This window comes from Streptomyces himalayensis subsp. himalayensis (assembly GCF_013778455.1).
In the GTDB taxonomy this organism is placed as follows: Bacteria; Actinomycetota; Actinomycetes; order Streptomycetales; family Streptomycetaceae; genus Streptomyces; species Streptomyces himalayensis.
On the sequence record NZ_JACEHE010000036.1, the window covers coordinates 18,641 to 41,132 of the forward strand.

Annotated in this window: 21 protein-coding genes and 3 pseudogenes; 9 read left to right on the top strand and 15 right to left on the bottom strand. The window is 66.8% G+C overall.

Features of this window, described 5'->3' with window-relative positions; genetic code table 11:
• Positions 1–52: 52 nt before the first annotated feature.
• The 8 genes from H1D24_RS35655 to H1D24_RS35695 all read right to left on the bottom strand — a co-directional run bounded on the left by H1D24_RS35655 (position 53) and on the right by H1D24_RS35695 (position 7,393).
• Entirely contained in the window at positions 53–919 is an 867-nt protein-coding gene (locus H1D24_RS35655) for an ABC transporter permease (protein WP_181661875.1), read from the bottom strand.
• Entirely contained in the window at positions 916–1,809 is an 894-nt protein-coding gene (locus H1D24_RS35660; protein WP_181661876.1) for an ABC transporter permease, read from the bottom strand. Before H1D24_RS35660 ends, H1D24_RS35655 begins: the two co-directional genes overlap by 4 nt.
• 3 nt (positions 1,810–1,812) lie before the next feature.
• On the bottom strand, positions 1,813–2,952 hold the full coding sequence (locus tag H1D24_RS35665; RefSeq protein ID WP_181661877.1) for an ABC transporter ATP-binding protein: 1,140 nt from the start codon (positions 2,950–2,952) through the stop codon (positions 1,813–1,815).
• Positions 2,945–4,048: an ABC transporter substrate-binding protein gene (locus H1D24_RS35670; RefSeq protein WP_181661878.1), complete on the bottom strand. Its 1,104-nt coding sequence runs from the start codon at positions 4,046–4,048 to the stop codon at positions 2,945–2,947. The genes H1D24_RS35665 and H1D24_RS35670 overlap by 8 nt, the downstream gene beginning before the upstream one ends.
• Positions 4,049–4,316: 268 nt before the next feature.
• Entirely contained in the window at positions 4,317–4,535 is a 219-nt protein-coding gene (locus H1D24_RS35680) for a hypothetical protein (protein ID WP_258564583.1), read from the bottom strand.
• Between the two features lie 332 nt (positions 4,536–4,867).
• Positions 4,868–5,602: an SDR family NAD(P)-dependent oxidoreductase gene (locus H1D24_RS35685; RefSeq protein WP_181661879.1), complete on the bottom strand. Its 735-nt coding sequence runs from the start codon at positions 5,600–5,602 to the stop codon at positions 4,868–4,870.
• 75 nt (positions 5,603–5,677) lie between these two features.
• Complete coding sequence (locus H1D24_RS35690; RefSeq protein ID WP_181661880.1) at positions 5,678–6,784, bottom strand: alanine racemase; 1,107 nt, start codon at positions 6,782–6,784, stop codon at positions 5,678–5,680.
• A 123-nt stretch (positions 6,785–6,907) separates the two neighbouring features.
• A complete protein-coding gene (locus H1D24_RS35695; protein ID WP_181661881.1) occupies positions 6,908–7,393 on the bottom strand; it encodes a RidA family protein in 486 nt (161 codons plus the stop codon).
• Between the two features lie 578 nt (positions 7,394–7,971).
• Here H1D24_RS35695 and H1D24_RS44260 point away from each other — a divergent pair.
• Positions 7,972–8,368, top strand: a pseudogene (locus H1D24_RS44260) (transposase); the annotation flags it as partial.
• A gap of 185 nt (positions 8,369–8,553) precedes the next feature.
• Here H1D24_RS44260 and H1D24_RS35705 read toward each other — a convergent pair.
• The 4 genes from H1D24_RS35705 to H1D24_RS35720 form a co-directional block, all read right to left on the bottom strand.
• Positions 8,554–8,763, bottom strand: coding sequence for a DUF2180 family protein (locus H1D24_RS35705; RefSeq protein ID WP_067284543.1), 210 nt, complete (start codon positions 8,761–8,763; stop codon positions 8,554–8,556).
• Between the two features lie 907 nt (positions 8,764–9,670).
• Positions 9,671–9,847, bottom strand: coding sequence for a hypothetical protein (locus tag H1D24_RS35710; RefSeq protein ID WP_181661883.1), 177 nt, complete (start codon positions 9,845–9,847; stop codon positions 9,671–9,673).
• A 310-nt stretch (positions 9,848–10,157) separates the two neighbouring features.
• Positions 10,158–10,844 (bottom strand): GntR family transcriptional regulator, encoded by a 687-nt coding sequence (locus H1D24_RS35715; RefSeq protein WP_181661884.1) that lies wholly within the window; start codon positions 10,842–10,844, stop codon positions 10,158–10,160.
• A 237-nt stretch (positions 10,845–11,081) separates the two neighbouring features.
• Positions 11,082–11,225 carry a hypothetical protein gene (locus tag H1D24_RS35720; RefSeq protein WP_181661885.1) on the bottom strand — a complete coding sequence of 48 codons (144 nt, stop codon included), beginning with the start codon at positions 11,223–11,225 and terminating at the stop codon, positions 11,082–11,084.
• A gap of 339 nt (positions 11,226–11,564) precedes the next feature.
• Between H1D24_RS35720 and H1D24_RS35725 the strand changes: the two genes are divergently transcribed.
• From H1D24_RS35725 to H1D24_RS35745, 5 genes and pseudogenes are all read left to right on the top strand, one after another.
• Positions 11,565–12,245: a haloacid dehalogenase type II gene (locus tag H1D24_RS35725; RefSeq protein WP_181661886.1), complete on the top strand. Its 681-nt coding sequence runs from the start codon at positions 11,565–11,567 to the stop codon at positions 12,243–12,245.
• A gap of 49 nt (positions 12,246–12,294) precedes the next feature.
• A complete protein-coding gene (locus H1D24_RS35730) occupies positions 12,295–12,780 on the top strand; it encodes a RidA family protein (RefSeq protein ID WP_181661887.1) in 486 nt (161 codons plus the stop codon).
• A 20-nt stretch (positions 12,781–12,800) separates the two neighbouring features.
• Positions 12,801–14,546 carry an FAD-binding oxidoreductase gene (locus tag H1D24_RS35735; protein WP_181661888.1) on the top strand — a complete coding sequence of 582 codons (1,746 nt, stop codon included), beginning with the start codon at positions 12,801–12,803 and terminating at the stop codon, positions 14,544–14,546.
• 20 nt (positions 14,547–14,566) lie between these two features.
• The gene (gene solA / locus H1D24_RS35740; RefSeq protein ID WP_181661889.1) at positions 14,567–15,712 is read left to right on the top strand and encodes an N-methyl-L-tryptophan oxidase; all 1,146 of its coding nucleotides are present in this window, start codon (positions 14,567–14,569) and stop codon (positions 15,710–15,712) included.
• Between the two features lie 86 nt (positions 15,713–15,798).
• Positions 15,799–16,140: pseudogene (locus H1D24_RS35745) on the top strand (DNA polymerase III subunit alpha); the annotation flags it as partial.
• Between the two features lie 203 nt (positions 16,141–16,343).
• Here H1D24_RS35745 and H1D24_RS35750 read toward each other — a convergent pair.
• From H1D24_RS35750 to H1D24_RS43110, 3 genes are read right to left on the bottom strand one after another with little or no spacing between them, the layout of a single operon-like run.
• Positions 16,344–16,850 carry a DUF6262 family protein gene (locus tag H1D24_RS35750; protein WP_181661890.1) on the bottom strand — a complete coding sequence of 169 codons (507 nt, stop codon included), beginning with the start codon at positions 16,848–16,850 and terminating at the stop codon, positions 16,344–16,346.
• 8 nt (positions 16,851–16,858) lie between these two features.
• On the bottom strand, positions 16,859–19,300 hold the full coding sequence (locus H1D24_RS41895; RefSeq protein WP_220137614.1) for a tyrosine-type recombinase/integrase: 2,442 nt from the start codon (positions 19,298–19,300) through the stop codon (positions 16,859–16,861).
• Between the two features lie 32 nt (positions 19,301–19,332).
• Positions 19,333–20,169, bottom strand: a complete 837-nt coding sequence (locus H1D24_RS43110; RefSeq protein WP_309484572.1) for a tyrosine-type recombinase/integrase — start codon at positions 20,167–20,169, stop codon at positions 19,333–19,335.
• 400 nt (positions 20,170–20,569) lie between these two features.
• On the opposite strand from H1D24_RS43110, the pseudogene H1D24_RS44265 reads away from it, so the two are divergent.
• The 3 genes and pseudogenes from H1D24_RS44265 to H1D24_RS35770 all read left to right on the top strand — a co-directional run.
• Positions 20,570–20,800, top strand: a pseudogene (locus H1D24_RS44265) (hypothetical protein); the annotation flags it as partial.
• Between the two features lie 5 nt (positions 20,801–20,805).
• A complete protein-coding gene (locus H1D24_RS35765) occupies positions 20,806–21,051 on the top strand; it encodes a hypothetical protein (RefSeq protein WP_181661917.1) in 246 nt (81 codons plus the stop codon).
• The gene (locus H1D24_RS35770) at positions 21,045–22,013 is read left to right on the top strand and encodes a glycoside hydrolase family 113 (RefSeq protein ID WP_181661891.1); all 969 of its coding nucleotides are present in this window, start codon (positions 21,045–21,047) and stop codon (positions 22,011–22,013) included. Before H1D24_RS35765 ends, H1D24_RS35770 begins: the two co-directional genes overlap by 7 nt.
• Positions 22,014–22,492: the final 479 nt, after the last annotated feature.

The window sequence follows — 22,492 nt, forward strand, 5'->3', positions numbered from 1 at the left end:
CTCTTTCGCTGATCGCAGGATGGTGTGTTGAGGGAGCACGATCGGTGGGTGGTCATACGGCCTCGCCTCCGGGGTTGGCGACTCCGACGGTGTTCTCGACCGAGAGCAGGGAGTCCTGCCGTCCGGAGCCGAGCCAGCGGACCAGGGCGACCAGGCCGAGGGCGAGGATGGCGATGGCGATGAGGATGGCGCTGACCGCGGTGACGCTGGGGTCGATCTCGAAGGTGAGGGAGTTGTAGACCTGCACGGGCAGGGTGACGGTGTCGACGGAGGAGAGGAACTGGGAGATGTAGAACTCGTCGAAGCTGGTGATGAAGGAGAAGATCGCTGCCGCGATCATGCCGGGTGCGGCGAGGGGGAAGGTGATCCGCCGGGCGATCGTGAGGCGGCCGGCGCCCATGCTGGCGGCGGCGTCCTCCAGCCGTTCGTCGATGCCGCGCAGGGTCGCGATCAGGATCAGCACCGCGATCGGCGAGGCCAGCACGGTGTGCCCCAGGGCGATCGCGATCGGGCTGCCCAGCATCGCGGCGGGTTCGAAGAGCAGGAACAGGCCCAGCGCGGTGACGATCTGCGGGATGACCAGCGGTCCGAGGACCAGGGCGAAGACCGCCGAGCGCAGCGGGAGTTCGCTTCTGGTCAGGGCGGTCGCCGCGGTCACGCCGATGATGAGGGAGAACACGGTGCTCAGGGCGGCGACCAGGGCGCTCAGTGACAGCGCGGCCGGCCACTTGCTGCCATCGGCGAACAGGGCCTTGTACCAGTTCAGCGTCCACGCGTCCGGGGGGAAGGCGGCGAAGGCGTTGTTGCTGAAGGAGGTGACGAGGATGACGACGATCGGCAGCGCCAGGAACAGCAGGATCACGGTGGCGACCGCGGTCAGGGCGATCCGCCCGGCGAGGGTCTTGCGCAGCTCCATCATGACGCGCTCCTCTTCTTACGGCTGGCGCCCAGGGAGCTGACGGCCTTGACCAGCAGCAGTCCGGCGAAGGTGAGCAGCAGCAGGATGACGCCCTGGGCGGCCACTCCGTTCCACTGGTTCTCTTTGGTCACCTGCTGGTTGATGAGGGTGGCGATCATCGTCTGGTTGGGTCCGCCCATCAGGGCCGGGGTGATGTAGTAGCCCAGCGAGAGGATGAAGCTGAGCAGTCCGGCGCTGGCAAGGCCGGGGGCGACCAGCGGCAGGTAGATGCGGCGGAAGATCGTCACCCGGCCCGCGCCCATGCTGGACGCCGCCGCCAGCAGCCGCCGGTCCACACCGCGCATCACGCCATACAGCAGCAGCACCGTGTACGGGAGCATCATGGAGGTGGTGCCGATGACCACGCCGAGCTCGTTGTAGAGCAGCTGGAACGGTGCTCCGGGTACCGCCATGGCGGTCAGGGTCTCGTTCACCAGGCCCTTGTCGCCGAGCATGATGATCCAGCCGTAGGTGCGCACCAGGGCGCTGATGAAGTGCGGGACGACGACGACCAGCATGGCCAGTCCGGCCCACAGGGGCTTGAGCCGGGTGATCGCGTTGGCCAGGAGGAACCCGAAGACGAGGCTGAGCAGCGCCGTCTCGGCGGAGATCCGCAGCGTGGTGAACAGCACCGCGAGGTTGACCCCGGTCAGCGCGTCGACGTACCAGTGCAAGGTGAGCGATCCGTCGGCGTTCTTCAGGCTGAGCAGCAGGGTGCTGAAGATCGGGTAGACGAACAGCACCAGCAGATAGACGACGACCGGCAGGGCGTAGAGCACGCCGACGCGGGTCTTGCGTGAGGCCAGGAGCTTGCGCGGACGGGCGGGGGCGGTGGTGGTGAGGGCGGCCATGGCTCACCCGTCCTGTTCGGTGGGGAAGAGGTTGACGTCGTCCGGTTCGGCGGTGATCCCGATCCGCTCGCCGGTGACGGGGCCGCGGCCGGCCGGTACCTCCAGGCGCAGCAGCGGCGCGTCACCGCCATCGACCCGCACACCCGCGCGGACCAGGGTGCCCACATACGTGGCGGTCTCCACCGTGCCGGTACAGAACCCGTCGTCCGTGGCACAGGCCCGCAGCCGGCCCGGCTGCACAGCGACCTTCACCTGGGCGCCGGAGGGCAGCTGGTGGCGGCGTGCCTTGATCAGGCCGCCACTGTTGTCCAGGCGGACCAGGGTGTGCTCGCCGCTCTGCTGTTCCACGCGGCCGGGCAGGAAGTTGGCCGCGCCGAGGAAGTCCGCGACAAAGGGAGTCCTCGGCCGCTCGAACAGCTCCCGGGGGGTGTCGAACTGCTCGATCAGGCCGTTGCGCATCACCGCGATGCGATCCGACATGACCAGCGCCTCTTCCTGATCGTGCGTCACATAGATGACGGTCAGGCCCAGTTCCTGCTGGATGGCCTTGATCTCGATCTGAAGCTGGTCGCGCAGTTTCTTGTCCAGCGCGCCCAGCGGCTCGTCCATCAAAATGACCGGCGGACGGTAGACCAGCGCCCGGCACAACGCCACTCGCTGCTGCTGACCACCGGACAGCTCACGCGGCTTGCGGCCACCGAACCCGGACAGACCCGCGATCTCCAGCGTCTCCCCCACCCGCCGGCGGATCTCGGCCTTCGCCACCCCACGCAGCGTCAGGGGGAAGGCGACGTTCTCCGCGACCGTCATGTGCGGGAAGAGCAGGTACTGCTGGAAGACGAAACCCAGGCCCCGCTTCTGCGGCGCCAGCCGCGTCACGTCACGATCCCCGACGGTGATGGTGCCGGAGTCGGGTTCGCAGAACCCGGCGATCATCATCAGGGTCGTGGTCTTGCCCGACCCGGAGGCGCCGAGGAAGGTGACGAACTCCCCCGCCGCGATCTCCATGGACGCCTCGTCGACCGCGACGACGTCCCCGTAGGTCTTGCGCAGGGCCACCACCGACAGCGCTTTGCCGGTCGAGGCGGCCGACTTGCCGCCGGCCACCTTCACCGACGGTGTGACCACACCGAATTCACCCACGAGCCCACTCCAACCAGCGCTTGGTGACGGCCGATTCGTTCTTCAGCCACCAGTCGATGTCCGCGTCGAAGCCCTTGTCGTAGTACTTCGGCGCACCGGCGAGTGCGTTGCGCTCGTCCTCGCTGAGCTTGGCGTAGGCCAGCGGAGAAGACGGGTTCGACGGGAAGGCCTTGGCCAGATTCGCCTGGCTCTCGGCACGCAGGGAGAAGTCCATGAGCTGGTAGGCGGCGTCCACGTTGGCCGCGCCCTTGGCGATGGCATAGCCCGAGAACTGGCGGCGCATACCGTTGAGCTGCCTCTCCACCGGGACGCCCTGCTTCTGCAGATCGGCGAGCCGGCCGTCCCAGACGGTGGACATCGTCACCTCCTCGCGGCTCAGCAGCACACCCGGGAGCGGGCCGCTGTCCCAGAACTTCTTGATGTCGGCCCGCAGACGGGTCATCACCTTGAAGGCGCGGTCCACATCCAGCGGGTACAGCTTGTCCATGGGCACGCCGTCGGCCAGCAGCGCGAACTCCAGCTCCGGCAGGTCACCGTCCGGGCTGACCATCGCGCGGCCGCCCTGGAACGCCTTGGTGTCCCAGAAGTCCGCCCACGACTCCGGCTTACGGCCACCGAAGGCATCGGTGCGGTACGCGATGCACTGGCCGTAGAAGCTGTGGCCGATGGCGTGCTTGGTGATCTGGCTGTCGGGGATCTTCCCGCTCTTCACGCTCTTGACCCGGTCCAGGTCCAGCGACTCCAGGGCGTCCTGCTTGACGTACTTGTGGTGGGACATCATCGAGTTGTTGATCAGGTCGCACTGCGGACGACCCTGCTTGATCTGCGCCAGCAGCGGGGCGTCGTCCAGGTTGAGCACCTTGACACTGATGCCCGTCTCCTGGGTGAACGGCGTGTAGATCGCCTTCTGCAGGGCCGCACCGTAGGAACCGCCACTGTCACGGACGACCACCGTCTTGCCGCCGCCCTTACCGCCGCCGGCCGAGGCACGGCTGGTGCCGGTGCCGCAGGCGGCGAGCGAGGGAAGAGCGGTGAGGGCGGCAAGGCCGCCTGCTCCGCGCAGGAGCGCTCTACGGCCGATCGTGGGATCACTCATGGCAATACTCCTCATCTAGGGACGCGTGGGACCAGCTGTGCGGGGGCTTTACCTCGCAGGTGCGGGGGGTGGGATGGTGCGGGGCGGCGAATGCGGACAGAAGCATTGCCCGCTTGCGTTGTCGGTCGCCGCTTTGGGCGTGTGTTCGCCATGGACCGAAGTCCCCGACGACCTTGTTGTCGGGGCGACGCCGGCTAGAAGACCGGGTGAGTGGCGGTGGGGAAGCTTGAGCCGTCGCAGGCGGTGACCAGCAGGGTGGCGGCGGTCCTCACCAGAGCCGCAGCATGAGGGCCTTCGTGAGGGATGAGGTCGAGCGCATCTCGCCGGGCGTCGCTTCCCAGACGCCCGTATGGATCGACTCCCCACGGGCGACGTCCTGGGCCCAGGTCTTGAAGGCTGGGTTGCCGGAAATTAGGCGTTCCGGGAGCGGGCCGGACTCGCGCGGCGCGAAGGAGGGATTGGTATCGATGGCCTTCAGGAGCGACATGCTTTCCTTTTTGAGCTGGAGAAGTTGGTAGCCGCGGCCACGGTCGATGAGCCGTTGCCGAGCGGCGCCTGGCACGCACTCGTGGGCGTGGCCCGTTCCCATGTGCGAAGGCTGGCGACGCGTCGCGGCTGGTGCCGGGGGCCGGGGTAGCGCGGATGCGGTCCTCGGCACGGGCGCACTGTGGGCGGCGCAGTTCGAGTGCGGCGATCGGGGCATGCGCTCGACTCGTGATCGATCGGTCATGCCGCAATCAGCGGTCGCCCGAGGCAGAAGGCGAGACGGAGAAACAGGTTGTCCAGTCCAATGCTGGTGGTGATTGCCCAGCAGGGTATTCAGAAAGCGGTGTACCCGCCGTCGACGGTCAGGACCGATCCGGTCACGTACGACGACTCCGACGATGCGAAGAAGAGCACCGCGTCAGCGACCTCTTCAGGGGTGGCGAGGCGTTGGAGCGGGATCTGGCTCTCGCGCTCGCGGCGGTAGCCCTCGGGGTCGGGCCTGCGCTGGAACGCCGCTTCGATAATCGGGGTGGCGGTCAGGCCCGGAGCGACGACGTTGACACGGATGTTGCGCGGGGCCCATTCGATCGCCGCGCCCTTGGCGAGCATGATGAGGCCCCCCTTGGCGGCGGAATACAGGACCTGCCCGGACATGCCGACCATGCCCAGCCGTGAACTGACGCAGACGAACGAGCCACCAGTCTCGGGCATCAGCGGCGCGAAGTGCTTCATCACCAGGAACGCGCTGAGCAGGTTGCTCTCGAGCACGTTCTTCGCATCGTCGCAGGCCATCTCGGTGAGCGGACTGACGGCCTGCAGGCCGTGGTTGAGGACGACGACGTCGACGGTGCCGAGGGACTCGGCGGCCTGCTTGGCCAGGCTCTCGACGAACGCCTCGTCGTTGAGGTCTCCGGGAACATACAGGTCGTCGGGCTGAGCGCTGTCGAGTCGCTCCTTGCGGCCGGTGAGCAGGAGCCGCGCGCCCTCGCGGCGGAAGTGGGAACTCACCGCCTGCCCGATGCCACTGCTGGCGCCTGTCACCAGGGCCGTGACGTTCTTGAGTCTCATATCAGGCACTCCTTTACGGGGGAGATCGGTCGTCGGGTTGCGGGCTCGGCCACGGGGTCTTGGCCCTGGGGCCGGTCAGTTGAGGAATCCGCGGGCGTCGACCGGCCAGCGCTGCAGCGACGTACCCGTGCTGTCGGTGACGATCAGTTCCTCGAAACCGAGGACGACGGGGCATACGTGGTTGGGCACCACCGGTACGACGGTGCCGACGCTGGGGCGGAACTCGCCGTCCGGCAGCGGGAGGAATCCGTGGTACTCGTTGAGCTTGGCCAGTACTGCCTTAGTGCCGGCGATGCCGCCGTAGCCGATCTCAGGGCTGCCTTCGCGGCTGAGGGCTTTGGTGCCCACATCGAGGATGACCTGGTCGGAGACCCAGTCGCTGACCACGGTGCCGGCGACGAACAACGCGATCTGGTCGTCCGTGCAGGAGCCCAGCCGGGCGTTGTTCAGATCGCCGAAGACGTACTCGCCGGGACGGATCTCGGTGATCACGCTGCTGGTGGAGAACTCGAGGGTGGGAGTGGAGCCGGCGCTGACCACCTCAGCGGTGACCCCGACGTCGGCGAGGCTGCGTACCGCAGTGGTGAGCGCGGCCTCCTGGTCCTGCGCGGCACGCCGGCGAACGTCCCGGCCGGCGCCACCGTGACCTGGATAGGTGAAGACGCCCACCGGCACCAGACCGCGCTTGCGGGCGGCGAGCGCGAGATCGCCCGCAGCCTCGGGCGGCGCCCCGGAACGACGGGCGCCGCAGTCGACCTCGATCACGACCTGCAGCCGGTCGGGTTCGTCTCCCATCGCGTCGGCGAGGGCCTCGACCGCCGCGACGTTGTCGACGCCGACCCGCAGGCGGGCGGACTCGGCGAGCCGGCGGATCCGGGCTCGCTTCGTTCCCGCGGCCCAGATCGGGTAGGCGAGGAGGATGTCGTCGAACCCGGCCGCGGCGAAGACCTCGGCCTCACCGACGTTTCCCGCGGTGATCCCGACCGCGCCGGCCTCGATCTGGCGTCGCCCGATCTCCACGCACTTGTGCGTCTTGACGTGCGGCCTGACCTTGAGGTTGTGCTGGTCGGCGAAGCCCTGAATGCGCTCGATGTTGCCCTGCATGACGTCGACCAGCACGATCGGCGCGGGGGTGTCGATCCGCTCGACCAGAGCGTCGAGTGCTCGTTGCAGCCGGTTCACGCTGCCCTCCTTGTGGTTCTGCCTGGAATGATCGAGGGGCGCGGGTCCTGACTCCCCCTGGATGCCGAACGCGCGCGGCCCGCGATATTGCGCGCACTTGCGTACACCGCCGTCGGGCACGCCCTACACAGCGGTGCAGACCATCTGGATCTCGACCGGACTGTTGAGCGGCAACCCGGCGACACCGATCGCGGTACGAGCGTGCCGTCCGTTCTCGCCCAGCACCTCGATGAGCAGTTCACTGGCCGCGTTGGCGACGTTCGACTGCTCACCGAAGTCCGGCGTACTGGCCACGAAGACCAGCATCTGCACGATCCGGACCCGGTCCAGGTCGCCCACCGCCTGCACAGCGGCAGCGAGGCAGTTGAGCGCGGCATGGCGCGCGAGTAACCGCGCCGTCTCGAGGTCGACGTCCCTGCCGACAGTGCCCTGCCCCAGCAGCCAACCGTCCTTGTAAGGCAGCTGGCCCGAAATGTAGATGCTGGAGCCCACGGTCCGGTGGTGCACGTAGTACGGGTTGTCGCGGGGCTCGGGAAGGGCCAGACCCAAGGCCTGAAGCCGATCGGAAGCCGAGTCGGTGTTCGCTGCCGAAGTCACGGACTGGCTCATCGCGCCACCTCCGCGGACGGAACAGGGCACATGCCCACGCAGTTGGCCACGAGAACCCGCTTCGCATGAATCTTGATCATCTGCACTCGGTTCTCCTCTCGAGTAACAGTGGCGACATAACGCCGTATGGTGGCTTAAACCCGCCACCCTATTGTCGTTTGTCGACCATATGGGGGCCCGTTGAGCACTGTCAACACAAACTTCAGCCTCGAATGCGACCTCGGAACACCACGTGCGGCTGGACCCGCCGCTGCTGGAAGCGACGGTCGACGCCGCGACCTGGCTCTCCGGTCTCCTCCGGTTCGGCATGGACGAGCATGTGCAGCACACCTGTCCGCATGACGATCGCTGACGGCGGCGGGATTCTCGAGCGGTTGACACGGATGGTCGAACTCACGCCCGACGAGATCCCCATGCCACAACAGCGGCTTGGCCTGCTGCCCGGTTGTTCCAACAAGGCCTACAGCGACCGGCTGCAAGCCCGTGGTGACGGCAACGGGGTCGCGTGGCGACACTGGACCCGTTCACGGCCGGAAGAACGCCGCCGACCTTCAGGCGGATCCGGCAGGAAGACGACCGTGACGCGGAGGCAACTCACCAACAAACAGCGGAGGTTGATCGCGCTGTTCCTGCCGATAGGCAAGTACGGCCCCTACCCTGAGCGACTGCGGAATCAGTTCGAGGGTGCGATGTGGCGGTTCAGGGCAGGCGCGCAGTGGCGTGAGATTTCCAGGCGAGTTCGGGACTGACCGACCGCCTACGGGTGTTTGCAGGTCGGGAGGAACACCGGTCTCTTCACCGCGCTGCCGGAAGGCCTGATCGCCGAAGTCACCCGCCAGGGCAAGACGGACTTGTCCGGTGGTCAGCGTGGACTCCACGACCGTCCCTGCCACACCACGACGCGCCGGGATGATCGTCGATAAAGACGTCATGAAGCTTCTTGAGGAAGCTGCCGCCGAGCAGGAACAAGCCCGCCCCTACGACATCTGGTCGTCCGCGGTCGCGCCTCCAGCATGGCGCGCCGAGCCGTGGCCACGGCTGAGGCCCGGACGCCGCGCCAGTGATCCGGGACGGCGTCCGGGCAGGCCAAGAACGCATCCTCGGACGGACGGCGCGCATTCGGCGACCGGTGGTGCGGTGCGATAAGCGCACCATGCGGGTCAGTGCGCCGTCTCGGCCATGTCGCAGGTGTGGCATACCACCCTGCGTGCCGGGATACGGCCGTACGAAGAGCCCAGGCCGTTCTGGTGGTCGACGCGTACCTGACGTACGCGGGCGTGGTTCTCGCAGGTGGCCAAGCCGCAGCGCGAGCACACACCGATGCCGGTGGTGTCGCTGCGCGCCTCCTGGAGGCAGTCATAGCACCTCATGTCCAACTCCGATTTCAGTAGGGGGCGGGGTATGGCGGCCAACCAACACGAACAAACCCACCCAGGCCGCACACACCTACTCAAGGAGCTTGAAAACTAGGCCCCAGTTTAGACTCTGTCAAGACTAAGACTCGATCGCGATCGTATGACCGTGCGCGATGCAGTGAAGCAGCTTGACCTGACTATCAGTCAGCGTTCGCTGTCCAGAGGTACAGCGGCGCGGTGCGCGTCCCCGCGCCCCGCAACCCGCGCTCCAGGCAGAGTCGCCGTTGAACGTCGGCACGGTGCGGACAGCGCCGCCGGGGTGCAACTCCGACCCGTCTACCAGGGGCATGGAGGGCCTACGAGTCGCCGGCCGATCCCCGAGATCAGGCGCCTCGGCGAGACCTGAAGCAGTGCCGCGAGGCGTTCCCGGCCTACCGCGATCCCGGCCGCGCCGGCATCAAAGCCGCCGCCAACGGCTTCACCTCGAACCTCAAGCAGGACGCGCCACTCAGACCTCGCCTCACATGGCCTATGAGCTCGTTGAGCGGTGCAAGACAGTTCTGCTGTCCGCCGAGGGAGGTGAGGCGTCCTCAGGGCAGTGGCCGACGGCGGGCCGGTAACCGCAAGGTCCAGGAAGCGGGCACCTTCGTGGCTTCGCCCTGGCTGCCCATGGCGGGCAGTTGCCTCCGGGTTCGGGGCGGCCTGGCCGACCGCATACCGGCGCTTCGCCCAGCGGGCCGAAGTCAGCCAGGGGCGGACCCGGTGGTGGCGGTGACCTGCCTGGACGGCACTAGCCGCACCGAGCTGTATCGCTTCGCGTCCACCCCGCTGAATGAGGTTGCGTTTCCCGCACGGGAGACGGCGGTCTGGTATGCGCACGAGTGGGAGATTGAATCGACGGAGGGGCCCCGGCGCGACGTGGTCACCAGTCGGCGCTGTGCAGACCGGTTCCTGCACCCACGCGGCCCGCGCGGCTTGGAGCCGGAGATCCACGCCTGCCGACGACACCCAGCTGCTGAGGGATCTCCAGGAGAAGGCCACGACCGAGCGTGACGTCGAACCCCGGCGTGCCCTGCACCGAGGTTCTGCCCGTGGTCACCCACTCGATCATCCAGCGCACCGGAGTCGACGCCGACTGCGCCGCGGGAGAAGCCGCGCGTATGACAGAAGGCCGCCACAATCCGTCTCCTGGAAGAACGGACCCATCCGCGCAGCTAACCGCGCAGCCGTAAACGCCCCGTCGCCCCTACCCGTCCCACCGCGCTGGCGACCGGCAACCTGCAACCCTCACTCAACATCCGCTACAAGATCGCGTTGACAGTGCGAGCTTGATCCTTGACTTTTTGGCATGGGTCTGCAACGTCACAGTGGCGACCGGGCTGGGACACTTCACGCACGCCGACATGGCCTCATGCATGCCGGGGCGCGCGTTCCCCTGGATCTCCCGTCTGAGCTCCCAGCCCCATGGGGAAATGGGCAGCCAGTTCCTGGCGGAACGCGTCGGTGTCGCCTTCCAGGGCAACTGCGGCCAACCTCTCGTGCTCGACGACCAATTGATGCGGGTCGTCGCTGTAAGTGCGGTGATCGACGCTGAGGTGGAGGCGCAGCTTGGTCTCCCAGCCGTTCCAGAGACTCTGCAGGACGCCGTGCCCCGAGAGATCGTAGAAGAGCCTGTGGAATCGAAGGTGCGCGTCGATGCTGGCCGGGATGTCGTCCTTCTCCATTGCCCGGCGGAGATCCTCGACGGTTTGCAGCAACTGGGGCCGCTCAGGACCGCGCAGTGCTTCGGCCGAGAGCTCGGCGGCGTACGGCTCGACACGTAGCCGGACCGAGTCGATCTCGGCGACCTCACGAGCGCTCACCTCTACGACGAACGCCCCACGGTAGGGGATCTTGACGACGAGCCCTTCCTCCTCCAGCTTGGTCAGCGCCTCGCGCAGCGGGGACCGGCTGATCCCGAGATCAGCGGCGATGTGCGCCTCGCGCAGCTGGCCACCAGGAGGTACGGTCCCATCGAGGATGGCGGCACGCAGTGTGCGGTAGACGCCGTCCGGCGTCGTCATCCGCTGCTCCTGCCACTCGAACTTGTGGTCCACCCCAACGCCCTCTCTGGTCATCGTCGACCACTTGGTCGTTTGTCGACTATACCTCCGATGATTTTGCACCGACACCTGGTTGTCAGGCTGCCGGTCCGGCGACGCGGGTGCTTGTGGACCTGCAGCGGGATGCAGCCGACCAAGGGGAGCGCGGCGGTCCGTGGCTCGGCCGCCCAGGACGCGCGACGCAGCACCTTCACGTCTCAGGACGCCGACTCTTCCAGTCGGCACCAGGTTTTACGTGAGAAGCCGAGCACCTGGCTGGCCGGTGACGTTGCCGTTGCTCGCGGCCTGCTCGATGAGCCACACCCGGCGCTCGTACACCCTGTCCTGGTGGGTCACGGGATCGCCTTCGCCCCACGTGGGAATCTCCTCGTACACCGCCGGACCGTCGCTCTCCGGTTACTCCACGCCGAACCTGCGCATGGTCCATTCCAGAGAGTGGACCACGACCTGGTGGAAGGGTTTGCACTCGCCGAGGCGCTCGTCGATCCGGTACTGGTTGCCGGTCCGCACGAACTGGAGGCGACCTCGGCCGAGAGCCAATTGCGCCCGACCCGGCGGATTACCTCATTCATACGGAAGTGGCTCAGCGCCGGATCCGTCCGAGGCACACCTCTGACGCTGTTGACAGTCGAGCCCTTCTGGTCGACAATCGACTAAAGAAGGATGGTCGACAATCGACCAGAGCGCCACTCCACTGAAACACTAGGAGGACCAGTGGGATTCGACGTCAAGCCCAAGTTCGTGACGTTCGACATGAACGGAACGCTGATCAAGTTCAGCATCAACGACACGATGCGTGAGGTCCTGGGCGACCGACTGCCGGCCGAGCTCGCCGATGAGTACCTGCGGATCTGCAAGGCGTACCGGATCGACGAGTGCACGGGCGCGTACCAGCCGTTCCACCAGGTCGTCGCTCGTTCCATGGAACGCGCCTCGCGCAGCGTCGGTCTCGAGTACCGCGAGGACGAGGCGCGGGCGGTGTACGAGACCATCCCCACCTGGGGCCCGTACCCCGGTGTAACCGAGGCGCTGAACCGCCTGGCCGAGGCGGTCCCGCTGGTCATCATCACCAACAGCGACACCGCGCACGCCGTGCGCCTCGCGGAGAACCTCAAGGCCCCGTTCGCAGACGTCATCAGCGCCGAGGAGATGGGCGTCTACAAGCCGCGACTCCGCGCCTTCGAGTACACGTTTGACAAGCTCGGCGTGACACCCGACGAGCTCGTGCACGTCTCCGCGAGCCCCATGTACGACCACCGCTCCGCGGCCATCATGGGCATCAAGAACAAGGTGTACATGGACCGCGGCTGGGAGCACGACGAGCACTGGCTCGGCTACGAGCGGATCACCGACATCGCCGACCTCCCGGTCCTCTTCGGCCTGCCGCGCCCCTGACGCCCTAGCGGAGAACTGAGGAAATGATCCACAGCAAGGCGGTGGCGGCATGAGTCAGCCCCTGCCTCAAACGGTCGAGGGTGACTCGGCTTCAGAAAGGCTCCAGGCCCTAGGGCTGAAGCTACCCGTCCTCGCCGGCACCACGTACCTCGTGCCCCACCGGGCGGTGGGCTCCACCATCCACCTCTCCGGCCAACTCCCGTTCAAGGACGGCGAGCTGCTGGGTCAGGGCGTTGTCGGCCGGGACGTGGAGCTGGAGACCGCGCAGGAGCTCGCGCGCCATGCGGCGCTCAACGCGCTCGCTGCCGCTGTGCAGGCGGTGGGCGATCTGGACCGGGTCCGGATCGTGCAGATGCTGGTCTTCGTGGCCAGCACGCCGGACTTCGGTGAGCAGTCGCAGGTCGCCAACGCGGCCAGTGAACTGCTCATCGAGGTACTGGGTGAGAACGGACGCCACGCCCGCACCGCGATCGGTGTCGCCGGACTGCCTCTCAACACCCCTGTCGAGATCCAGGTCATCTGCACCGCTGTGTAGCGGCGGGCCAATCATGAGCAGTGCGGCGGCGGCCCGGCTTCAAGACGCACTCGACGCACTCGGCCAGCACGATCGACACCCCGGTGCGGATCCTGCTGGCCGACGCGATCCAAGACAGCGTCGGCCGAGTCGTCGAGGCGTCCTTCCGGCGCAGGTACGACCCGGAGGCCACCCGCCGTGAGCGTGAGGGGCAGATCCCGCTCCGGCGCCTCGCCACTCCCGAGGAGATCGCCGACGCCGTCCTGTTCCTCGCGTCGTCGGAGTCCTCGTACATCACCGGGGCAACGCACCCCGTCGACGGCGGCCACACCGCCTTCCAGCAGCAGCCCACGCGGTTCCCAGAGACAGATGAAGGACACACCATGAACGCCCTTGCGGCACCACCCCGAAACGGAGAGCTCGGCTTCTGGGTGGCCCAACTGGCCGACAAGAGGCCCTCGTTCCCCCGCTTCACCGGCCAGGACTCCGTCGACGTGGCCATTGTCGGCGGCGGCTACACCGGCCTCTGGGCGGCGTACTTCGCCAAGAAGCTCGAACCGTCGCTCTCGGTCGCCGTCTTCGAGGCCGAACAGGTGGGCTACGGCGCATCAGGACGCAACGGCGGCTGGCTCTCGGCGATGCCTCCGGGAAACCGTGCCACGTTCGCCCGCGCCGGGGGAGGGCTGGAGGCGAGCCGGGCACTGCAGCAGGAGTTCGTCGCCGGCGTCGACGCGGTCCTGGACATCCTCCAGGCCGAAGGTATCGACGCCGATCAGCACAAGGGCGGCGCGCTCGTCGCCGCCCACACGGAGGCGGGGCTGGGTCGGCTTGTTGCCAGGCGTGATGCGGACCTGAAGTACGGGCTGACCGACGACGAGGTCCATATGCTCGGCCGGGAGGAGTTCCGGAGCCGGATCAACATCTCCACCGTTCACGGTGGGCTCTTCTACAAGCACTGCGCGCGGTTCCACCCCGCGAAGCTCGTCTACGGCCTCGCCGACACCCTGACGTCCATGGGGGTCAGGATCTTCGAGGGCAGCCGGGTGGACAGTGTCGCGGGTAGGACCCTCACCTTGGCCAACGGACGTGTCACCGCGGCCAAGACGTTCATCTGCACCGAGGGTTATTCGGGACAGTTGCTTGGCAGCAGGACACTGATCCCGGTCAATTCCTCGTTGATCGTGACCAAGCCTCTGTCGGAGGAGGCCTGGCAGGAGATCGGCTGGGACGGGCTGCAGTGCCTCAGCGACTCCGCGCACACGTTCATCTACGCCCAACGGACATCGGACGGCCGTATCGCCATGGGGGGCCGCGGTGTCCCCTACCGCTTCGGGTCCGGCACAGGGGGAGCCGGCGCAACCGCCCAGTCCACCATTGACCTGATCTCGCAGAAGCTCAGTTCCTTCTTCCCGGCGATCCCCTTCGAGGTGGACCACGCCTGGTCGGGAGTCCTGGGCGTCACGCGTGACTGGAACGGCGGGGTGCACTGGAACCCGGCATCGGGGATCGGATCGTCCACCGGCTACGCGGGACACGGCGTCACGTCGGCCTACGTCGGCGGCAGGACTCTCGTGGAGCTCGCCTTCGAGCAGGAAACCGAACGGACCACCCTTCCCTGGGTCGGCTACCGGGCACGGAAGTGGGAACCGGAACCCATCCGCTGGCTGGGCGTTCACGCCATGTACCGGCTCTTCGGTATTGCCGACCAGTGGGAAGAGCGCAGGGGCTCCAGCAAGACCTCACTCCTGGCCAGATTCGGCAGCAGGCTCGCCGGACTTCACGAGTAACGAAAAGGAACTGCTTTCTCATGGACGCACAACTCGCAGTCATCGGCCTGGGCAGCATCGGAAGCATGGCCATGTGGCAGGCCTCCCGGTTGTCCGACTCGGTAGTGGGCTTCGAGGCCGCCACCCCCGCCCACGGCCGCAGTGCCGTGGGCGGAGACACCCGCCTGTTCCGCATGATCTACCTCGGCAGGCCCGAGTACTACCCCATCATCGAACGCTCCCGCGGCCTGTGGGCCGAGCTCGAAGCGGAAACCGGGCAGGACATCCTCACCACTACCGGGGGCCTGTCCATCGGGACCGCGAACGGCAGCTACATCAACAGCCTCCTCAAGGCGACACGCATCACCGGAGCCGAGCACCACGTCCTCAGCCGGGAGGACATGGCCGAACGCTACCCCCAGCACAACCTCCGCCCCGACGACTGCGCCGTCTACGACCCCCGCGCCGGCGTTCTGCGCACCGACCGCGCCGTCAGCGCCGCCGTCTCGGCGGCCCAGGCGAACGGCGCCACCGTCCTTCAGAACACACCCGTGGACAGCATCACCGAAACCGACCACGGCGTGGTCGTCGCCTCGGGCGACAGAACCTGGACGTTCGAGAAGGTCATCGTCGCCTCGGGCGGCTGGTCCCGAAGGCTCATGCCCGACCACCTCAAGGCCGTCACGGAAACCCATCGGATCGTCCTGACCTGGTTCATCGCCCAGGACGGCACGCAGTTCTCGCCGGAGAACTTCCCCGCCTTCAGCCGGTGGTACGAGGATCGCTCCATGTACGGCGCACCCGCCGTCGACGGCGTGACGGTCAAGGCATCGGTGGACGGACCGCTGGCCGGGCGCGTAAGGGCAACCCCCGACCCGGACGCCGTGCCCAGGGAACTCACCCGGGAAGAAATCGAAAAGGTCACCGAGATCGTCACCGAATTCTTCCCCGGCCTGATCCCCACCATCGCGCGCTCCGACGCCTTCCCCGACCTCTTCACCGAGGACAGGCATCCCCTCCTCGGCTGGCTGGACGAGAACAGCAGGGTCTACTGCGCCACCGGATTCTCCGGAAAGGGCTTCAAGATGGCCACCGGCTACGGCCACATCGCCGCACACGAGGCGCTCGGCAAACAGACCATCGAAGGCCTGGACTTCGTGCGTCCGGACCGGTTCAAGACCAGGTAGCCCACCCACTTCCGCCGCCTCGGCGCAGTAGCGCCGCTATCGCCATTCGGCTGACGGTCGTTGCGGCACTCATCTCTTGATAATGCCGATTCAATAGGGAACTGCGCGACACCGGCCTCGCCCTCGAGCTCCCGCCGCAAGTCGTGGGCGAGATCGCCAAATCGTTCCCGCACCTGCCGGCGCGAGACATCCGCGCCGCCCTGGTCGAACTGCCGGAGCTGCGGCAACTTGCCGCCCGGGCGAAGGAGTTCGGGCCGCTGTGGGAGCTCGCCGAGGGCCTGGACGCGCTCCCCCGCGGCTACGCCATGCACCCCTGCGGAGTGATCCTGTCGAACGCGTCGCTACTGGACCGGCTACCGGTACAGCCGACCCCGGCCGGCTACCCGATGGTGCAGGCCGACAAGGAAGACGTCGATTCTCTGGGGGTCGGAGCGGGTGCAGCGATGTCAGTCTCGTATCGATGCAGCTCAACGACTTGGTAGCTGAGCTTATGCATCACGACACCTGTGTTGCTAGCGCTTGATCGGGTGATTCGCCATTGACCTGACGACGTGGTTCGGTTCTCGGCGGCCGTAGGCCGCCGAGAACCGCGGTGCGGTGACCTGAACGCTGGGATCGACCCCTGTGCTGATCAAAGCCGGTGGTTCAGGGCCCGGGTCAACTCCCGGTTTGCTGCCCGCGCTGCTTCCAGCTCTTCGGTCCGCTCTTCGAGTTCGCCTTGCTTTGCAGCAACCTCTTGCTCGAGGAGTGCGATGCGACGTTGGAGTTGGTCGATGTCGGCGGGTGCGCCAAGACCAGATTCGGCCCAGACGGCGTCACCGAGCTGGGAGGACAGACGATTCTCCAGCTGACGGACTCGTGCGGTGAGACGCTTGTTGCGTTCCAGAGCGTTCGTAAGGTCGGCTTGCAGCGAGGCCCGGCTGACCGCGGTGACCCGGCCTTCTTCGACAGGGGTGTTGGCGGCAGCATGAACTCGTTCGAGCAGGTCGCGGTGGCGATAGAGGAACGTGCGATCAACACGTGCGGCTCTGGCGAGACCGGAGACGGTGATATCCCCGCCGCTCTTGGCCGCCGCGTCGATCGCTTTCAGGACTCGTTCGCGACGGCGGGCCGAGTCGGCGCGTTTGCCCTCGATCATGGAGTTCGTCAATTTGCGGGCCTTTCGGGGCGAAGGTCCAGGTTTGGTCTGACCTGGGGCAGGCCGAGCGAGACGACGCGGCGGGTGCGACGAACCACGGTGACGGCTTCCTTGATCTGGATTCGGTCCTCCTCGGTGAGGTCCCCGAGGTCATCCCGGACGCGTTTGACCAGGCGCCGGACTCGGGCGATCTCCTCGTCGGAGGGCATGGCCTCGGCCTTCGCCCACGAATCGGCGGCGAATGCGGCGAGGCGTTCGCGTCCGCGCAGGAGGTCGGCGAGGTATGCCTCCAGGTCGGGGAGGTAGGAGACGTCCGTGCGGAAGTGATCGCAGCCGACGCAGCGGAATCGGACGGGACAGTCGTGTCCGCCTGCTTGGACGTTGGCGGGTTCGGTGCAAAGCCCGTAGGGGACCTGGACCTCGCCGATGGCCCGGCGGGCGTGCTCGGAGTCGAGCAGGGCCTGGGCCTTGCGCCAGACCCGGTTGCCGTTCCGGTCGAACTGCATTGCGGTGACCCGCTCGACGGCCTCGCGCTTCCGGGCCTCACCGACCCGGTAGTACTGCTGAGTGGTCATCAGTTGACGATGGTCCATCAGAGACTGCAAGGCGTCTGGGGCGACGCCGGCATCTGCATGCCGCTGGGCGTAAGTGTGCCGGTAGGCGTAGGGGAAGATCTTCGCCTTGTCGAACGGCAGCATCTTGGTGACCTGGTGCCCGGCGACGGTGACCCTCGTCGGGACGAGGAACTCCGGCAAGGACTCCACCCAGGCCCGGTGACGGGTAGCGAGCCAGTCGGGGCTGATCGGCTTGGTGCCCGTCGCGTTGGTCAAGACGGTGGGTAGCAGCTTGAGCGAACTCGTCGGGGTGTTGGGAAACCGTGCCCGCACCCGTTCCTGCTGGGCAATGATCAAAGCGCCGGTCTCCCCGCCGATCGGCAGACGCCGGGCCTTCCGGGCCGATTTGTGGTTGTCGTAGACCAGCGTGAGTTTGCCGTCCTCGTCCCGTTCCAGGCAGTCGTAGGGCAGCTTGCAGATCTCCGCCGGCCGACGCCCGGTGTCCATGATCAGTTCACTTGCGGTGCGGATCTCGGGACTGCCCGTGGACTCAAGACGATCGAGGTGCTGACAGAGCTGAGTCATCACCTCGTCCGGCAGGTCGCGGCCGGCTTCGTTGTCTTCCGGGTCGTCAGGGACGTCCTCGGGGTGCAGGCTGAAGGTCTCGCAGAGTCCGTGCAGCGGTTGCCCGGCTTTCGTTAGGCCGAGGGTGCGCATCCTGCCCAAGATCCGCCTGACGTAGCGGACCGCGTTCACGTGCTTGTGAGCACCCAATTCGCCCTGTTCCTTGAGGAACAGCAGGCGGTTGAGGAAGATGCTCACGTCGTTGCGGGCAACAGCACGAATGTCGTCGCCGTGATCCGGCCGGTTCAAGCGCAGGCTGTCGGAGAGCAGGGCGATGGAGTTGAGGTGTGACTGGACGGTCGTGCGGGCGTTTGAGCCGCGTCGCTGCGGGATGTCGTCCAGTGCCCAGGATTTCGCGGCTTCACGCAGCCACGGCTGTGTGATCTTGTCGAAGTAGAACTGCCCGTCCAGGCCGAACGCGTAGCCCGACCAGATGTCCTTGTGCCGCTCGGTCTCCGGGGTCAGGCCGAAGCGGTTGAGGTGCTTGAGGATGCCGGTGGCAGTGCTCCTCACGTCGTGATTGAGCTGGTCCAGGTCGAGATCGTTGAGCGTGGCGACCAGCTGCGAGCGGGCCTTGTCGCAGAACGGCCGCAGGATGTAGTCCTTCTGCATCACCCCCTCGCGGACGCGCTCCTGAAGGCCGTAGAGGATCTCGTTCACCACCCGATCGGGCAGGCCGCGAAGACTGATCACTCCGTTCTGAGAGATCGCGTTCTGCGTCTTGCGCCAGTGCTCCTCGTCGATCGGCATTCCCTTGCGGATGTGGGCCGAGCGACGCTGGGCGTGAGGGTGGCAGAGGCCGGTCGGGCCCTGCTGCTGGCGATAGCAGGCCGCAACTTCGCATGGACCGAGCGCCTCCAACGGGACGACGTCGGGATGCCGTACGAACTCCTCGATCGGGATCTTGTAGATCCTCTGCTGCTGCTGGAGGTGTCTGACGCAGAGTGGACGGTTCCGGCCCGCTCCCGGCCGAGCGCACCGGGGAACGTCGCAGCTGATTTCGCCGATGGCCCGCCACAAGCGCTTCGCCGTCGCGGCGAACTCCTCGATGCTCTGGCCGCTCGCCTTCCACCGAATGTTGCAGCCGACGCAAAGCCCCTGCTGGTAGGCGTAATAGACCATCTTGTCGCAGCCCTCGACCAGGCAGTCAGGCGCACTGAACTGAGGGTGATCACGTGGCGTGAACAGCAGCCGGACCTGCGGATCCCACTGCATGAGCTTCAGGAAGTCGGAGCTGATGGCCTTCTGCAGAGGGTCGTCGCTCTCCTGCATCGGAGGGACGGGAAGGACAGCGTGGCGAAGGCTCACTGCTCGCCCCCGAACTGCAGACGGGGCGATGGAACCCGCTCGATGGCTTCCCGCAAGCGGGTGCGGCTGGGATGCAGATAGGGCCTGGGTGAGTTCGGGTTCTTCTGGCCGAGCAGGACCTGGATCTCATCCAGGCGACCGCCGGCATCCGCAACATTGCTGGCCATCGCGTGGCGACACATCCGCGGCGTGATCATCCGACCCAGCCCTGCTCTGCGGGACAACGACTCGCAGAGCTCGCCGATCGCGTCCGTCGTCACCGGCCTGCCGTAGGGCGGCCGGAAGAGGTTGACCAGCAGGAAGTCGCTGTCGCAGGAGGGCAGTTGCTCATGACGTTCCAGCGCGTACTGGTCGAAAGCCTGAACCACCAGGAAGTCCACCGGCATCGCCCATGCCTGCTTCGACTTCGACCAGGCACCGTTCTCGTTCTGCCGCCGGATGACGTGGACGTGGGCGCCCTCGATGTCACAGCCCAACGGGCTGGAGTCCATCAGCAGGTGCAGGTCGCTGCGACGCAGGCCCGCGGCCTGCCCCGGGCGCAAACCGACACGTGAAAGAAGCAGCAGCGTCAACCGATCCCGCGCCGAGCGGCAAGCCAGGAACATCGCCACGACCTCCTCGTCGCTGGCGCGATCGATGTCCGTCTCCGGCTCCTGGACCCGGTGGCGAGCACGCAGCCGCAGCCGCATGCCACCACTCTCGCCTTGGGCCACCTCGGGCAGATCGCGGGTGTCGCCGACCTCGTAGATCTGTTCCAGCACCTCGGCCTGCACCATCTTGTTCGCCATGGCGTAGAGCAGGAACATCCGCACCGCAGTGAGCACCTTGTTCACGCGGAGCTCTCCTCGGACGGGCTTCGCTCCCGGACCTGGGACGACAACAGGGGCGTTGCTGCCACGACCTGGCGTCCACTTCAACCAGAGCATGAACAACCCCATCTCTTGGGCCGCAGTCCTCCAGTCTCTCCTTGTCGCTGTGCACCAGCGGAAAAACAACCCAACTCCCTCGGCGTACGCCTTGGTTGTCGACTCCGCTCGTCCCCTCGCCAACCGGATCTCTCGCAGGAACCGATCGGCCTCCTTGACCACCTCGAAGTTCTCGTCGACCACAGTCCAGTACCGCGTACCCGAAGGCAACAGCACACGAAATGCCCGCACTTGCACGTAAGCCTCCACTGCTAGATCGCAACAATCCGCCGCAGAGCCACACCCCCTGAGACCCGTTGCAACAGCCCCAACGAGCGGGGCTATGCCACGTCACACCACGACCTATGAACCCCCAGAGAACGTCGAGGACCTCGGCCTGCTCAAGCTGGATGTGCTGGGGGTGCGGATGCAGTCGGCGATGGCGCACGCCGTCGCCGAGCTGCGGCGCACCACCGGCCGTCAGCTCGATCTCGACAATCCCGACCACGTCGACCTCAACGACCGGCTCGCTTTCGCGATGATCCAGGCCTCGGACTCGTCGCCATGGTCGTACTCGGCTGGCTGCTGCTGCGCTGGTCGCGCCGCCAGGGCTGGGGCCCTCGGCACGTACTGGCCGCCGCGGGCAGTGCCCTCGTCGTCCGCGCCGGGCTGTCCTTCCTGGTCGAACCGCTCGGCGACATCGATGGCACGGTAAAGTACGCGGTCAACGCCGCGACGCTCGGTGGTGTCGCCGCACTTCTCCTCATGGCCGCCCACCGACTGCGTCGACAGGAGCCGAGCGCATGCTGACCGTCCGCGGCATCTCCTACCTGGTCGGCGAGGCGAGCACCGATGACGTGCGGCGGGACCTGGAGGTCATCGCCCGGGATCTGCACTGCACCACGGTGATGCTCATCGGGGAGGGGAAGCGGTTGATCGATGCCGCCCGCACCGCCCTCGAGACCGGTCTCGGCGTCTACATTCGGCCCAACGTTCCCGAGCTGTCTCAGCCGAAGCTGCTGGAGCACCTGGACGCCGTCGCCGAGGCGGCCGAAGAACTTCGCCGGGAACACCCGGACCGCGTGACGCTCCTGGTCGGCAGCGAGTTCTCCCACACCGTGCCCGGCATCGTCCCCGGACCTCGGTCGTTCCTGCGCTTGAAGCTCATTGTGCGTTTCCACCGCGTGCTGCGGCGCAGGATCGACAGGCGGCTCCACCGGCTGCTCACCACCGCCGTGACCACCGCGCGGCGCCGCTTTGGCGGGCCAATCACCTACTCCGCGGCCGGGTGGGAACACGTCGACTGGTCGCTGTTCGACCTGGTCGGCGTCAGCTTCTACCGCTCTGGCCGCAACCACACCACCTACGCAGACCGCCTGCGCACCCTGGTTCGCGACCACGACAAGCCCGTCGTCATCACCGAGTTCGGGTGCGGTGCCTTCACCGGAGCCGACCAGCGGGGAGCTGGTTCCTTCTGGATCGTCAACTGGTTTTCCACACCCCCGCGCATCCGCGGCGACCACCCCCGCGACGAGGCCGTCCAGGCACGTTACCTCGGTGAACTCATCGACCAGTACGACGCGGAGGGCGTACACGGATGCTTCGTGTTCACCTTCGCCATGCCCGACTTCCCGCATCACGACGATCCTCGTCTCGACCTCGACAAGGCCGGCTTCGGGGTCGTGGCGGTGACCGACGACGGTGCGTGCAGCCCCAAGGAGGCGTTCCACGAGGTCGCGCGGCGCTACGGCGACATCGCCGTGGAGGAATGAACCGAGTGAGATGAGCGACCAGGCATCCACCACCGCCCCCCGAATGAGCCACGCACCTCAAACCAGCGACGCGGATCCAAGACCAACCTCGCAAGGCATCTGGAGAACCAGCGTTGCTACTTCTCATCGTCATTCTGGGGTCCCTGTGATCGCTAAGTGCTACCCAAAACCGTCGACAAACGCTGCACTCTCCCACTGACAGAGCCATCTGATGGACCTTCTGGCCCGGTGGGCCCCTGCGATGCAGAGTGCAGCCATTGTTCGGCCTGCTGGGTGACCTGAACGAAGTTGCTGACCGCGGCTCGTTCGCGCAGCTCGTCGCGGACGCGCTGCGGCCCACCGCGCGGTGATGGCCGTCCGCCGTCGCTGCCAGTGATGGACACCCCCAGCGGGCCATGTCAGCGCTGCTGACGAGGGTGCCCCAACCAGAGCGCTCGAGCTGGGGCACATCAGTATCCAGCGAGTTCGTTCCAAACGCA

What these genes read in the sequence shown, in the direction of transcription:
- H1D24_RS41895 (WP_220137614.1), bottom strand. Translation starts at nt 19,300, where the DNA reads ATGCAGGAGAGCGACGACCCTCTGCAGAAGGCCATCAGCTCCGACTTC.
- H1D24_RS35770 (WP_181661891.1), top strand. Translation starts at nt 21,045, where the DNA reads ATGCTGACCGTCCGCGGCATCTCCTACCTGGTCGGCGAGGCGAGCACC.
- H1D24_RS35695 (WP_181661881.1), bottom strand. Translation starts at nt 7,393, where the DNA reads ATGAGCCAGTCCGTGACTTCGGCAGCGAACACCGACTCGGCTTCCGAT.
- H1D24_RS35765 (WP_181661917.1), top strand. Translation starts at nt 20,806, where the DNA reads ATGGTCGTACTCGGCTGGCTGCTGCTGCGCTGGTCGCGCCGCCAGGGC.
- H1D24_RS35680 (WP_258564583.1), bottom strand. Translation starts at nt 4,535, where the DNA reads ATGTCGCTCCTGAAGGCCATCGATACCAATCCCTCCTTCGCGCCGCGC.
- H1D24_RS35655 (WP_181661875.1), bottom strand. Translation starts at nt 919, where the DNA reads ATGATGGAGCTGCGCAAGACCCTCGCCGGGCGGATCGCCCTGACCGCG.
- H1D24_RS35705 (WP_067284543.1), bottom strand. Translation starts at nt 8,763, where the DNA reads ATGAGGTGCTATGACTGCCTCCAGGAGGCGCGCAGCGACACCACCGGC.
- H1D24_RS35730 (WP_181661887.1), top strand. Translation starts at nt 12,295, where the DNA reads ATGAGTCAGCCCCTGCCTCAAACGGTCGAGGGTGACTCGGCTTCAGAA.
- H1D24_RS35660 (WP_181661876.1), bottom strand. Translation starts at nt 1,809, where the DNA reads ATGGCCGCCCTCACCACCACCGCCCCCGCCCGTCCGCGCAAGCTCCTG.
- H1D24_RS35685 (WP_181661879.1), bottom strand. Translation starts at nt 5,602, where the DNA reads ATGAGACTCAAGAACGTCACGGCCCTGGTGACAGGCGCCAGCAGTGGC.
- solA (WP_181661889.1), top strand. Translation starts at nt 14,567, where the DNA reads ATGGACGCACAACTCGCAGTCATCGGCCTGGGCAGCATCGGAAGCATG.
- H1D24_RS35750 (WP_181661890.1), bottom strand. Translation starts at nt 16,850, where the DNA reads ATGATCGAGGGCAAACGCGCCGACTCGGCCCGCCGTCGCGAACGAGTC.
- H1D24_RS35670 (WP_181661878.1), bottom strand. Translation starts at nt 4,048, where the DNA reads ATGAGTGATCCCACGATCGGCCGTAGAGCGCTCCTGCGCGGAGCAGGC.